The organism is Pantoea sp. DY-17 (assembly GCF_019795975.1).
In the GTDB taxonomy this organism is placed as follows: domain Bacteria; phylum Pseudomonadota; class Gammaproteobacteria; order Enterobacterales; family Enterobacteriaceae; genus Pantoea; species Pantoea leporis.
The window spans coordinates 1,354,563-1,367,766 of the sequence record NZ_JAIMIG010000001.1 but is presented as its reverse complement, the minus strand read 5'-3'; the positions used below and the strand labels follow the sequence as shown (position 1 = coordinate 1,367,766).

Below are 13,204 nucleotides of genomic sequence, written 5' to 3'. Positions count from 1 at the left end.
TACAACATACTTTTCAGTGTACTGACTTGGGTGCCGGTCTGCCAGCGTAGCGCAAGGATTTTGTTGAGCAGGGAAGCGTGGGATTTTTCAAGTTGGATGAACGTGTTATAACAATGCTTTGCCTGCTAACGGATAAAAGTTGTGAAGCCTCAGCCAAAGCCACCTGCCGCCGCCATTGTTACGCTTGGCGTAGTACAAATCCTGTCGTGGGGCGGATCCTTCTATTTAATGGCGGTGATGGCCAATCCGATCGTGGCGGAAACCGGCTGGTCGCAACAATGGGTGTATGGCGCGCTATCGCTCGGCATGCTGATTTCCGGTTTGCTGGCGCCGCTGAGTGGGCGACTGATTTCCCGCTCCTATGGCCGCGCATTGCTGGCGGCGAGCGGGGCGGTGATGGCGATCGGTCTGGTGATCATGGGCTTGAGCCACAATCTGCCGCTGTTTCTGTTTGCCTGGCTGATTATTGGCGTGGGTATGGCGATGGGCCTGTATGATGCGCTGTTTGCCACGCTCGGCACGCTCTATGGCGGCCAGGCGCGGGGCGCGATTACCGGCATCACGCTGATATCCGGTTTCTGTACCACCATCGTTTGGCCGGGCACCGCGCTGCTGATTCACTGGCTGGATTGGCGCGGCGCCTGTTTTGCCATCGCCGGATTGTTATGTGTTTCCGTGTTGCCCGCCTATCTTTACGCGCTTCCCGCGCCAGAAGCGAAAATCGCCGCCGCTAAGGCAAAACCCACCGCGCAGGGCGACGAACTGGCACCCACGCTGTTTTGGCTGCTGTGCAGCATTTTCACGCTCGCATCGGTGATCATGACGGCGATTTCGGTGCAGCTGATCACCTTGCTGCAAGCCAGCGGCCACACGCTGGCGTCGGCGCTGGCCATCAGCGCGATTCTCGGTCCATGTCAGGTGGGATCGCGCATCGTGGATATGGCCTTTAAGCGCGGCCACCCGATCTGGACCACCTTTTTCTCGGTGGGATTGGTGGCGCTCGGCTTGCTGCTGCTGGCGTGTTACCCGCAGTTTGCGGTGCTCAGCATGGTGCTGTACGGTGCCGGAAATGGTTTGCGTGCCATTGTGCGGGGAACTTTACCGCTGGTGATGGTCAAATCTGAGGCCTACGCGATTGTGGTGGGGCGCATGGCGCGTCCCGCCTTAATCGGTCAGGCATTGACGCCGCTGGTTGGCGGCTATGTATTTCAGCACCTCGGTGCCAGCGCCACGCTGTGGTTGTTATGCGTTCTGGCGTTGATTAACGTGCTGTTGGTAGCGCTGTTGCAGCAGAAATTGCCGCAGGCTAGCCCACAGTCGGAAAGGGGAGCGATAAACTAAGCAGCCTGTGCGCTTCTGTCCGATTAAATGGGGAATACGTGCCTGGATCACGGACGTTGACTTCTAAAAAGCAACAGTGTTTGTTATATTTATTGCTCATTGATTACTCACTGTCGCGGCATAAAAACAACAAGATAACCGCAACTCAGGATATTGAAATGCTTGATTACCGCTTCCCGACAGCTTTGCAGATGGTTTTGAGCGTAGCGATGGCGGAGCAACTGGGCAAACGCTCGACCAGTGCCATATTGGCGTATGGTCTTGAAGCGAACCCCAGTTTCATTCGGAAACTTATGGTTCCGCTCACGCGTGACGGCATCATCGTCTCAACGCTTGGCCGCACCGGTTCCATTCATCTGGGTCGCCCGGCCGCCGAAATCACACTGCGCGACATTTATACTTCTGTGATTGAAGATAAAAAACTCTGGGCGTCACGTCCGGACGTGGCACCGCGTTGTCTGGTCAGTGCCAACCTGTGTTGGTATTTCAAATCGATTGCTGAAGAGGCTGAAGAAGCGTCGCTGAAAGTGCTGGAAACCCGCACCGTAGCGGACGCGCTGGCCGAACTGAAGCATAACGACACCAGCAACTGCGAAGAGTTGCCCGATCTCGAACTCGCCGACCTGTGTAAAAAAGGCCGCTAAAACCACTCTCATCCGTAAGGGCGTCATTCATGACGCCCTTTTTTATTGCCTCAATCTGCACGCAAAAAAATCCGGGCACTTGGCCCGGATTGTTCATTTCACCTAAAACCCTTACACCGTTTGCACTTCAGCCTGTGGTTGCTTGCGCGTCACCAGCTTACGCAGCGTCACATAGAACACCGGCGTCAGGAACAGCCCAAACAGCGTCACGCCCAACATGCCGGAGAACACGGTAATCCCGGTTACGCCGCGCACTTCTGCGCCTGCACCTTCACCAAGAATCAGCGGAATAGTACCGGCGATAAAGGCAATCGAGGTCATAACGATCGGACGCAGACGCAGACGACAGGCTTCCAGCGCTGCATCGACAATGCTTTTGCCTTGCATCTCCAGCTCGCGCGCAAACTCGACGATAAGAATCGCGTTCTTACACGCCAGCCCCATCAGCACCACCAGCCCAACCTGCACAAACACGTTGTTATCGCCACCGGTCAGCCACACGCCGACCAGCGCCGAGAGCATGGTTACCGGCACAATCAGGATCACCGCTAGCGGCAGCGTCCAGCTTTCATACAGCGCCGCCAGCACCAGGAATGCGAGTAAAACCGCGACCGGGAAGACGATCAGCGCGGTATTGCCCTGCGTTGATTGCTGATAGCTCAGGTCGGTCCATTCAATGTTCATGCCGTTCGGCAGCACCTGCGTCGACATCTCCTCCAGCTTCTGCATCGCCTGCGCCGAAGAGAGCACGCGCGGATCGGCATCACCAATCAGGTCCGCCGCCGGATAGCCGTTATAGCGAATCACCGGATCCGGGCCGTATGTAGTGGTGATATTCACCATGCTGCCAATCGGCACCATTTCGCCGCGATCGTTGCGGGTACGCAGGTTACCGATATCCTGCACGCTATCGCGGAAATCGCCATCCGCCTGCGCCATCACGCGCCAGGTGCGACCAAACTTATTGAAATCGTTGACGTACGACGATCCGAGATAGGTTTGCAGCGTGCTGAACAGTTCGGTCAGCGACACGCCTTGCGCTTTGGCTTTATCCCGATCCACCTGCACATCCAGCTGCGGCACGTTAGCCTGGTAGGATGAAATCGGGAACATCATGCCCGGCGTCTGCAACACCGCACCGGTCATGGTGTTGATGGCGGTTTGCAGCGCACCGTAACCGAGCCCCGCGCGATCCTGCACATACAGCGAATAACCCGACCCTTGTCCCAGACCTAAAATCGGCGGTGGCATAATCGAGAAGCCAAAACCTTGCTGGATTTTCGAGATCTTAGCGTTGATCTCAGCATTAATTTCCGCAGCGGTGCGCGTACGTTCACTGAACGGCTTCAAACCAAAGAACACCGTGCCGGTATTCGGCGTGTTGGTGAACTGCAACGCGTTCAAACCGGGGAAGGCGACCGAATAAGCCACGCCTTCGGTGTTCATGCCGATTTCGCTCATCTTGCGAATCACTTCATCGGTACGCGCCAGCGACGAACCTTCCGGCATCTTCACGCCGCCAATCAGGTAGAGCTTGTCCTGCGTCGGAATAAAGCCGCCCGGCACGGTATGGAACATAAAGCCCGCACCGGCCAGCAGCAGCACGTAGACGCCGAACACCGCGCCACGACGACGCAAGGTTTTACCCACCAGCGATTCATAGCCATCCGAACTGCGCTGGAAGAAGCGGTTGAACGGACGGAACAGCCAGCCGAGCAGGCGATCGATAATGCGCGTCGGCATATCCTTTGCGGCATCATGTGGCTTCAGCAGCAGCGCCGCCAGCGCCGGTGACAGTGTCAGCGAGTTGATGGCGGAGATCACCGTTGAAATGGCAATCGTCACCGCAAACTGCTTATAGAATTGACCGGTCACGCCGGACAGGAACGCCATCGGCACGAACACCGCACACAGCACCAGCGCGATGGCGATAATCGGCCCGGACACTTCCCGCATCGCCTGATGCGCAGCCGCCGTCGGCGACAAGCCTTGCTCGATATTACGTTCGACGTTTTCCACCACGACAATGGCGTCATCCACCACGATACCGATTGCCAACACCAGCCCAAACAAACTTAAGGTATTGAGCGAGAAGCCGAGCAGATAAAGGATGCTGAAGGTACCGACCACCGAAACCGGCACCGCCAGCAGCGGGATAATCGAGGCGCGCCAGGTTTGCAGGAACAGAATCACCACCAGCACCACCAGCACAATCGCTTCGAACAGCGTTTGCACCACGGCACGGATCGAGTCACGCACGAACACCGTTGGGTCGTACGGCGCGGCCCACTGCACATCGTCCGGAAAACGGGTGGCCAGTTCGGCCATTTTGTCGCGCACCGCATTTGACAGATCGATGGCGTTGGCGCCCGGTGCCTGAAAGATACCGATGCCGACCGCATCTTTGTTGTTCAGCTGTGAACGCAGCGCGTAGCTGCCAGAACCCATCTCGATGCGCGCCACGTCACGCAGGCGCACCAGCGTGCCGTCATCAGCGGTTTTCAGGATGATATTGCCGAACTGCTCTTCGCTCTCAAGACGACCCTGGGTGTTGATCGATAGCAGAAAATCGCTCTGTTTCTTCAGCGGCTCCGCGCCAAGCTGGCCGGCAGACACCTGCACGTTCTGCTCCTGCATCGCGCTGACCACATCGGAGGCGGTCAAGCCACGTGCCGCCACCTTATTGGGATCGAGCCAGACGCGCATCGCGTATTCACCGGCGCCGAAGATCTGAATCTGACCGACGCCTGGCAGGCGCGCCAGTTCATCCTTCACCTTCAGGGTGGCGTAGTTACGCAGATAGAGGGAATCGTACTTGCCGTGCGGCGAGAACATGTGCACCACCAGCGTCAGCGTCGGCGACATCTTCTGTGTGGTGAGGCCGAGTTGGCGCACCTCTTCCGGCAGACGCGCTTCAGCCTGCGCCACGCGGTTCTGCACCTGAACCTGCGCCTGATCCGGATCGGTGCCCGGACGGAAGGTCACGGTGGTGACCAGCACGCCATCGGAACCCGCCACGGATTTCATGTACATCATGTTTTCTACCCCGTTGATGGCTTCTTCCAGCGGCGTCGCCACAGAATCTGCAATCACTTTGGGGTTGGCACCGGGATATTCCGCGCGCACCTGCACGCTCGGCGGCACCACGTTGGGATATTCACTGATCGGCAGCAGCGGAATGGCGATCAGTCCGGTGGTAAAGATCAAAATCGACAGCACCGCGGCGAAAATCGGTCGGTCGATAAAAAAGCGGGAGAAATCCATAAAAGGCAGTCTCGAAGGTTATTGAGCGGAGCGCATCGCCACCGGTTGGGCGTTCACCGGCATGCCAGGCATAAAGACTTTCTGCAAGCCGTTAACGATCACCTTGTCGCCGGGCTTCAGGCCTTGCTGCACAATACGCAGACCATCGGCTAACTCGCCGGCCTGAATATCGCGGCGCTGGGCTTTACCTTGCGCATCGACCACGTAAACGTACTTACGATCCTGATCGGTGAGCACGGCTTTATCATCAATCAACAGGGCGGTGAAGTCGGCGCGGCCCGGCAAGCGCACGCGCGCAAACAGGCCCGGTGTGAACTGACGCTGCTGATTATCCAGCGAGGCGCGCATGCGGATGGTGCCGGTGCTGGCGGTCAGCTGGTTATCGAGGAAATCCACGGTGCCGCGATGCGGAAAACCCTCTTCGCCGGTCAGCGCTACTTCTACCGGCAGCGACCCGCGATTTTCGCCTTTACGCGCCATCGCCTGATAATGCAGATAGGTGGCTTCATCGACGTCGAAGTAGACGTACATACGATCCTGCGATACCAACGTGGTCAGCACGCTGGCGCTGTCACCGGCGGTCACTAAGTTGCCGGTGGTGATCATCGCACGGCTGGCGCGACCTTCAATCGGCGCGGTAACGCGGGTGAAATCAAGATTCAGCTGCGCCATATCCACCGCCGCCTGTGCTGACAGCACGCTGGCCTGCGCCTGATTAGCCGCCGAGCGACGCTGTTCCCACTCTTCGCGTGACACGACATTGGTGCCGATCAGTTTATCGGTACGCGCCGATTCACTGCGGGCCAGCGTAGCCTGGCTGCGCGCGTTGGCGAGTTCGGCCTGCGCCTGCTCGAGCGTGGCGCGGTAGGTGCGATCGTCAATGGTGAACAGCACCTGACCTTTTTTCACCTCATCGCCTTCGCGATAATTAACCTGATCGATATAGCCCGAAACGCGCGGACGCAGCTGCACGCTCTGCACCGCTTCGAAACGGCCATTGAAGCTATCCCATTGGCTGACTTTCTGCTCTACCACCTGCGCGACACTTACTTCGGGCGGTGGCGGCGGGGCGTTTTGCGCCACACCGCGATCGCAACCGGCCAGCAGGCTTCCCAGCAACATCACTCCTGACAGGCTTACCGCCCATTGAACCCTGTACGTTTGCAGATGCATTGTTGTTATTCCGCTTTGGTGAAAATGAAAGGAGACGTACGAAAATTCTGCAACTTTTATGATTGCATTAAAACGCCACGAGTGTAGGCTTGCTCAAACTGCATCTGCAAGAATATCTGATACACTTTATGTGCGGTTTTGATCATTACGTTGCAGAAGGATCAAAGCCCCTACGCGCAGTGCGGCATTTAATGCAATAATAAAACTTGCATTAACTGGCATAGTCGTTCAACCTTAAAGTGTAATTGCAACTGATACTGATACTGTTCGCAACGGCGACCGGAGAAAACGAGATGATGACCACCGCATTTATTCACGATTTGATCGACTGGATTGACAACAATATTGAAACGCGTCTGGATCTGGATACCGTAGCGGGGCGCGCCGGTTATTCGAAATGGCACCTGCAGCGTATGTTCAAAGAGCACACGGGTTTGCCTCTGGGCGAATACATCCGTGAGAAGAAGCTGAAGAAGTCAGCGGATCGCTTGACCACCAGCAATGAACCGATTCTTAACGTAGCGATTTCACTCGGTTTCGACTCGCAGCAGTCGTTTAACCGCAGCTTTAAACGCCAGTATGGCGTAGCGCCGGGGGCATGGCGTCGTCACGCCGCGCCATCCGCCAGCGCGATGCAGTAAACCCCGCCAGGGCCAGCTCTGCTGGCCCGCGTTTTTCCCTGCCCTAAATCTGTTATTATCGTCGTCCTGTTTTTCAGGATGCCACCATGTCAAAAAAACTCTGGATTGCCTTAATTCTGATCCTGGCCGCGTTGTGGCTCGGGCTAAAACCGCGTTTGTCCGATAAATGGGCCACCAGCCACCCCGATATTTCGCAGCTCACCGATGCCAACACCGTGGCGCGTTGGCTGCAGCAGCATCACACATTACCCGATCTCTATCTCACCAAAAATGAAGCGCGTCGTCAGGGCTGGAATCCCAGCAAGGGCAACTTGTGTGAAGTGTTGCCGGGCCGCGCGATTGGTGGCGATCGCTTTAGCAACCGCGAAAGAAGGCTGCCGATGCAGGCGGGCAGGCAATGGTATGAAGCTGACGTGAATTACGATTGCGGTCACCGCGACGCCGATCGTCTGCTTTACTCAAATGATGGGCTGATTTTCCTCACCACCGATCACTATCGCAGCTTCAAACAGGTGCCTTAACCATGTTGACGCTCCATTTTGACTTTGAAAACTTATCGGATCGTCAGGCGTTTTACCGCGCGCTGATGCAGCAGAGTGCCTGCCCAGTGGATTTCGGTAACAATCTTGATGCGCTATGGGATTGGCTGACCGGCGGCATGGCGCTGCCGGCCACCTTCTATTTAGCGCATGCCGATGACGCCAGCGTGAGTGCAGAATTCGCGCCGGTGCTGGCGTTACTGGAAGAGGCGCACCAGCAGTTAGAAGGCGAGCTGCGCCTGGTGCGTGGAGAATAAATTACGCGTGCAGCGGTAACAGCAAAATCGCCAGCATCTGGCGGGCATTAGCGGGCAAATCACCACCGCCGGTGTAGCCGTTGTTCTCAACGATCACCGAATTCAACCCCACCAGCCAGTCATAGATGTAGTAAGCGGTATGATTGGCGGGCGCGGCAGACAAGCGCGTCAAACGCTGTCCCGGCGAGAAGCTGACGCTCGGTGCAGGCGGACGGGCGAAAATGGTCTGACCGCGATTGACGCGACTTTCAGGGCGCTCGCTCTCCGGACGCTGTAAAAAGCCCAGCCACGCCACAAAATCCCCCAGCACCGTCATGGCGCGTGAAACCTGACGATCGGTACGCGCTTCATGGGCGCTGGCCTGCGCATCCGGCTCGTTAAGCGCGCTCTGCAGTTTGCTCAGCACCTTGAGACGGAAGCTAGCGGTTATTAACTCTTCCACCAGCATCTCCAGCGTCGGCTTATCGACGTTGAGCAGCGCCAGCAGGCTGCGGCTCTCCGGCAACTGACGCAAGTGCTCCAGCCACAGCGCAAACACCTGCTGCGGGAACTGCTGATCGCGCTGACCGCCCGAACTGCGCGGCTCAGCGGCAGCGACCGGCTCATCTTTAAACAGATCGAACTCGAAGCCGATGCCGAAATAGCTCTGCTCAGCGGCCGCCGTTTTGGCGCTGTGTTGAATGTGATGGCTGCTGCTCTGGCTCAGCCACAGCTGACGCACCGCTTCACGCGACGGCTGCAAACGCTCCAATAGTTCGCCGTGCAAACCGGTGCGATGTTGCAAGCATTTCAGCAGCGTATCGGAAATCGCCTGCTTGCGAGCTGCCTGTTCTGGCGTGGCGCTGGATTCGGTCCACGGCTGCAAACGTTCCACCAGCTTGTGCTGTAGCGCGCTGAGCTGCAACGCTAAACGCTCACGGCGCGCTTCCGGCTGCATCTCATCCTGCAACCAGCTGCCCATGCGATCGACGCCCGCGCGATCCAGCGCCAGCATCGACCCCCAACTCTGTCCCGGCTGACCAATCTGGCGTTGCACCGCTTCATCAACGTTAATCTGCTGCTGCTGATAGCGCGCATCATGTGGCGTGATCGCCCAAATCAGACGCGGCTTCTCACCGCTGGCGGCGATGGTTTGATGTATGTGCCACTCGCGCAGCGCGCTGGCGGCGACATCGGTGTCGTGACGCTGGCTGGCAGCGGTACAGATCAGCATCAGATCAATGCCCTGACGCGCGGCGTACAGGCCCGGCAGCAGTGCGCGTTTCTGTTCCAGCAGCGTGGCGCGCAGCGGATCGCGTTTGCGCAGCTGGGCCAGTTCATCCTGTTGCGCGCGATCGGCTGGCGTGCCCGGTGCAGGTAGCTCCAGCATATCTGCATCATCGTACAGCGCCTGACGCGGCGTGGAGCTGAGCGGCAAGGTGATCTCCATCGTCAGCAGCGACAGCAATCCCAGCGGTACATGCTGCGCTTTCCCCACGCGATTGGCGACGATCGGACACACTTCGATCATCTCCTGCCAGTCGGCATCATTGCCAATCAGTTTTTCTGCTGGCAGCGCGGCATCATCCACCAGCATGCTGAGCGGCGCTAACACGCGCGGCGCATGGCGCAGCTGGTGGCGCAAATGCATCAGGCTGCGCAGGCTTTCGTTTAGTGCGTTTTGTCCCGGCCACAGCAGGGCAAACAGCTGCACACGGTCGTCCACGTTGAGCCACGGCGCCAGCGCTACCGCCTGCGGCCAGAAGTGACGATCGAGAATCTCGGCATGACGATGGTGACGACGGCTCCACGCCCATAGCGTGATCAGCGCATCGCTGTCGAGGCCAGGCTGCGCTTCATCCTGACGGTGGCGCTGCAAACGCTGCAATGCGGCATCGATCTGCGCCGTGTCCGGCTGAAGCTCGGTGTTGGCACAGGCCAGCATTAAACGAATCAGTTCCACTTCGCTCAGCAGCGTCATCTCCAGCGGCCAGGCGTTGGATTGCGTTTCACGCTGGTGGCTGAAGCGGGTGGCGATGGCGAAATCGAGATTGCCGGGATTGATGTTCTGAAAATAATTCAGGGTTTTATCGCCAAGACGCGCGATCAACTGGCCCTGGGCATCACCGACCATCTCACTCAGCAGCCAGGCTTTGCCCGCCTGCGACTGGCCAAACAGCGCCAGCGTCACCGGACGCGCCAGCTGGCGCGCCAATGCATGGCTCTCCACGCGCGCACGGCGCAGCTGCAGCGTCAGCGTTTCAGCTTCCATCGCCAGACGCGGCGCGTGCGCCTGATGGGTTTCCACCCAGTTCAGCGCGCCATCCAGCGTTTCCTGCATCAGGCTAAGACGTTTCGCGGGCGTAACCGGCGAGGCTTTTTTGGCAGTTCTCATCGTTTGCAGACGCTCCCGCTGTCGATCCAATATTGCGCATTCGCGTTGCCGGTGGCAGAAAGCGTGTTCAGTTTCAGACTCAGCTGCTCCAGCGGCACGCGCGTGCCGTCATCCATGCGTGCATCGCTTAACACTAAGCGTTCAGGGCCGAGATTATCCGGCCCGGGCTGCACCGCCAGCTTAATGCGCAGTACGCTTTCGCCGGCAACCTGACGCGCCAGCGCCGGGTCAACAATGCTCAGGCTATACAGCGGCGAGGCCGGCCAGCGATCGTTCTCCAGCTGGCGGAAGCCGAGGCAGACGTTGCCGCGAATGCGGAAGCTGCTTTTGCGATCCAGCGCGAAACTGTTGCTGTCGAGATCGATCTCGCTGTAACACAGATTATCGTCGCTGAGCGCCGAGGTCTCATCCAGCACGCCAAGATAGCGAATGGTGGAGTAAGGTTCGAAATCACCGGCGCGGAACCAGAAGCTGCTGAGGCGCAGATCGAGCGCCAGCAGGCACAGCATCGCGCCGACTGCGGCGGTGGATTTCGGGTTATCAATACGGCCTTGCTTGTTGAACGGATACCAGTCGCTGGTGTGATAGCCTTCCAGCGACAAAATACGGCTGCCCGGCAGCGGTTGCAGATGGCGCACCAGCGCCTGAATGCCAGGAAAGCGTGACGGACGACCGGTGAGCAGCAGCACATCGCACTGATACAGCGACACCACTTCACACATCGCGCGCAGCGCCGGAATGATCGCCATACGGTGTTGCAGGAACTCGCCGTGCAACTGCGCCATGCTGACCACCAGCGGCACTTCGAGCAGATCGAATCGGCTGTCGCCGCCGAGCGTGCGCTGAATTTCGCCATTCACAAACGCCAGCACGCTGCTGGCCGGTTTTTGCGGCACCAGCTCGCCGAACAGCGCGTTGATTTCACTGTGGCTGTCGAGCGGATCCCAATTTTCATACTGCTCCAGCACCGCCTGCGCCAGCGGAATAAACAGCTGTAGCGTCACTTGCTGACGCAGCGTGGCTTGTCCGTCCATACGGCTGTCGTGACCAAATAGCTTGTTCATCAACGGTTCGGCCAGCTGCAAACCGGCTTTCTGCAAGCTCTGTTGTAACGCTGGCAGAATCCACAGCTGAATCACGTCCAGCAGAATATCGTCACCGGCGACTTTGAAGCCTTCGCGGAACAGCAAGCGCGGGGTGATTTTGACGTTGTTGCCCTGGCCGTCATCAAGACGATATTGGGTAATGGCTAAATCGGTGGTGCCGCCGCCGATATCAATCGAGGCGATGCGCAGGCTTTTACCCGGCAGCTCGTCAACTTCACGCGGACGATCCGGGCGCGCCATGCTGCTGAAGAAATCTTCTGCGCGGCCGGCAAAGTTGACCTGGGTTTCGTTGAATAGCCACACCATTTGACCACAGGTGGCTTCGTCCCACTCCATCTGCACATCCGGTACCGGACGCAGGCTGTTTGCCTGGCTGGCGGCGGTAAATTCCTCTTCGGCCGGATGCCAGCCCTCGGCTTTCCATACCAGCGCGATGGCTTCCTGCATGCGGCGACGGAAAATCTCACGCTCCGGCTTCGGCATCGCTGACGGTAGCGTCAGGATCACATGACGCAGCTGGCGCGGCGCCTGGCTTTGCGGCATGCGCTGGCGCTGCGCCACGCTGTTCATCTGCATCATCGCCTGCGCCAGCAGTTCGCACAGCATAAAGGTCATCAGCGAACTGCGGCTGTAGCTGGCGGAGAACACCGGCAGACGGTCGTCTTCCGCCAGTGCGTGCAGCGGCTGGCCTTCGTCGTTAATCAGTAAGGTGAACGGCAGCGCGGTGGCTTGCGGCTCATCGCTGCTGCCGTTGGCGTTGAAGCGCCAGCCTGGCTGATAGCGCGCTTCATCCCACAAATAGCGGCGCGGACTGGACAAACCGGTGCTGCCTTCGGTGCCGGCACGCAGCAACGCCAGACGGCTGGCTTCCCGGCCTACGCGCGTCAGCGACGGCCACATAAAAGCGTTTTCCCGGCCGCTCTCCAGCGAGAAGTTGGCCTTGCCGAAACGGGTTTCAGCAAACTCCAGACGGCTGTCGAACAGCTCGTTGTAAACCTGATGCGGCTCGGAGAGATCGCGCAACTGCAGCTCGTAGGTTTGACGCAGGCCGCTGCTCTCTTCGGCGTGATCTTCCACCAGAATGCCGCAGGTATGCGAGTTGCCGACGTCGAGAATGATATCGACGTTGACCGCCGGGGTTTGCAGCGAGGTTGCCTGAATGTAGATTTCCGCCAGATCGAGCTGCTCGCCCAGCAGTTCCAGCAGGTTGAGATAGTGCGCCTGATATTCGAATTCACGCAGCGCCTGGTTCAGCTCCTGCTCACGGCGTGATTCCAGCGCATGCACCTGCTGACTAAAGGTTTCACGCAGCCAGCCATCAACCCATGTATGGTCGAGGAATTCACCCAGCTCGTAGTTGTGCCAGGCGAGGGCGAAACTGACGCCGTTCTGCGCATCGGCTTTGCTTAAACCGTGCTGCTCGCCGCCATCCTGCTCAGACACAATGCGCGTATCAAAGGCGAGGGTGATGCGATGGGTGTTGCCTGCCGCGTCGGGTTGCGCCAGCGGCGCCAGATGCAGACGTGCCCAGTTGTCCGGGCCGCCGATAAAACGACGTCCGCTGGTGCAGCGCAGCACCGGCAGCGGCAGCCATTGATGAGCCAGCAGCTTCAGAGAGTCGGCTAGCGCGATGTCCGTTTCCGGACGCACCACTTCCGCCGCGCCGCCATCTTCCGGATAGAGCAGGAACTTGCCGCTGTTGCCGTCGACGTTGAGACGCAGCAGCGGGCCGTTGGCGGTTTGCCGCACGAACTGACGACGTGCCTGCAACGCAGGTAAACGCAAACCGAAATCAAGAAACTGCACACCGCTATCTTCAATCAGCGTGATTTTCTGTTTGTCATCGATGAGGGGAGCCAACATGT

The 13,204-nt window shown here is 58.5% G+C and carries 9 protein-coding genes; 5 read left to right on the top strand and 4 right to left on the bottom strand.

Features of this window, described 5'->3' with window-relative positions:
- Nucleotides 1-141 precede the first annotated feature (141 nt).
- Together K5Y33_RS06475 and K5Y33_RS06470 are read left to right on the top strand one after the other, a co-directional pair.
- Nucleotides 142-1,341 carry an MFS transporter gene (locus K5Y33_RS06475; RefSeq protein ID WP_370634096.1) on the top strand — a complete coding sequence of 400 codons (1,200 nt, stop codon included), beginning with the start codon at nucleotides 142-144 and terminating at the stop codon, nucleotides 1,339-1,341.
- A 158-nt stretch (nucleotides 1,342-1,499) separates the two neighbouring features.
- Nucleotides 1,500-1,985: an Rrf2 family transcriptional regulator gene (locus tag K5Y33_RS06470; RefSeq protein WP_008110154.1), complete on the top strand. Its 486-nt coding sequence runs from the start codon at nucleotides 1,500-1,502 to the stop codon at nucleotides 1,983-1,985.
- A gap of 111 nt (nucleotides 1,986-2,096) precedes the next feature.
- Here K5Y33_RS06470 and oqxB read toward each other — a convergent pair whose 3' ends face one another.
- Nucleotides 2,097-5,249: a multidrug efflux RND transporter permease subunit OqxB gene (oqxB, locus tag K5Y33_RS06465; RefSeq protein ID WP_110866070.1), complete on the bottom strand. Its 3,153-nt coding sequence runs from the start codon at nucleotides 5,247-5,249 to the stop codon at nucleotides 2,097-2,099.
- Nucleotides 5,250-5,267: 18 nt separating this feature from the next.
- Nucleotides 5,268-6,422: an efflux RND transporter periplasmic adaptor subunit gene (locus tag K5Y33_RS06460; protein ID WP_101764498.1), complete on the bottom strand. Its 1,155-nt coding sequence runs from the start codon at nucleotides 6,420-6,422 to the stop codon at nucleotides 5,268-5,270.
- A gap of 293 nt (nucleotides 6,423-6,715) precedes the next feature.
- Here K5Y33_RS06460 and K5Y33_RS06455 point away from each other — a divergent pair, with 293 nt between their 5' ends.
- From K5Y33_RS06455 to K5Y33_RS06445, 3 genes are all read left to right on the top strand, one after another.
- Entirely contained in the window at nucleotides 6,716-7,063 is a 348-nt protein-coding gene (locus K5Y33_RS06455) for a helix-turn-helix domain-containing protein (protein WP_008110158.1), read from the top strand.
- A gap of 86 nt (nucleotides 7,064-7,149) precedes the next feature.
- Nucleotides 7,150-7,584 (top strand): ribonuclease domain-containing protein, encoded by a 435-nt coding sequence (locus K5Y33_RS06450; protein ID WP_137385713.1) that lies wholly within the window; start codon nucleotides 7,150-7,152, stop codon nucleotides 7,582-7,584.
- 2 nt (nucleotides 7,585-7,586) lie between these two features.
- A complete protein-coding gene (locus K5Y33_RS06445; protein ID WP_222233514.1) occupies nucleotides 7,587-7,859 on the top strand; it encodes a barstar family protein in 273 nt (90 codons plus the stop codon).
- A 1-nt stretch (nucleotide 7,860) separates the two neighbouring features.
- Here the strand turns inward: K5Y33_RS06445 and K5Y33_RS06440 are convergent, their stop codons facing one another.
- On the bottom strand, nucleotides 7,861-10,233 hold the full coding sequence (locus tag K5Y33_RS06440; RefSeq protein ID WP_222233513.1) for a virulence factor SrfC family protein: 2,373 nt from the start codon (nucleotides 10,231-10,233) through the stop codon (nucleotides 7,861-7,863).
- Nucleotides 10,230-13,202 (bottom strand): virulence factor SrfB, encoded by a 2,973-nt coding sequence (locus K5Y33_RS06435; protein ID WP_222233512.1) that lies wholly within the window; start codon nucleotides 13,200-13,202, stop codon nucleotides 10,230-10,232. Before K5Y33_RS06435 ends, K5Y33_RS06440 begins: the two co-directional genes overlap by 4 nt.
- Between the last annotated feature and the right edge of the window lie 2 nt (nucleotides 13,203-13,204).

What these genes read in the sequence shown, in the direction of transcription:
- K5Y33_RS06460 (WP_101764498.1), bottom strand. Translation starts at nt 6,422, where the DNA reads ATGCATCTGCAAACGTACAGGGTTCAATGGGCGGTAAGCCTGTCAGGA.
- K5Y33_RS06440 (WP_222233513.1), bottom strand. Translation starts at nt 10,233, where the DNA reads ATGAGAACTGCCAAAAAAGCCTCGCCGGTTACGCCCGCGAAACGTCTT.
- K5Y33_RS06445 (WP_222233514.1), top strand. Translation starts at nt 7,587, where the DNA reads ATGTTGACGCTCCATTTTGACTTTGAAAACTTATCGGATCGTCAGGCG.
- oqxB (WP_110866070.1), bottom strand. Translation starts at nt 5,249, where the DNA reads ATGGATTTCTCCCGCTTTTTTATCGACCGACCGATTTTCGCCGCGGTG.
- K5Y33_RS06435 (WP_222233512.1), bottom strand. Translation starts at nt 13,202, where the DNA reads ATGTTGGCTCCCCTCATCGATGACAAACAGAAAATCACGCTGATTGAA.
- K5Y33_RS06450 (WP_137385713.1), top strand. Translation starts at nt 7,150, where the DNA reads ATGTCAAAAAAACTCTGGATTGCCTTAATTCTGATCCTGGCCGCGTTG.
- K5Y33_RS06455 (WP_008110158.1), top strand. Translation starts at nt 6,716, where the DNA reads ATGATGACCACCGCATTTATTCACGATTTGATCGACTGGATTGACAAC.
- K5Y33_RS06470 (WP_008110154.1), top strand. Translation starts at nt 1,500, where the DNA reads ATGCTTGATTACCGCTTCCCGACAGCTTTGCAGATGGTTTTGAGCGTA.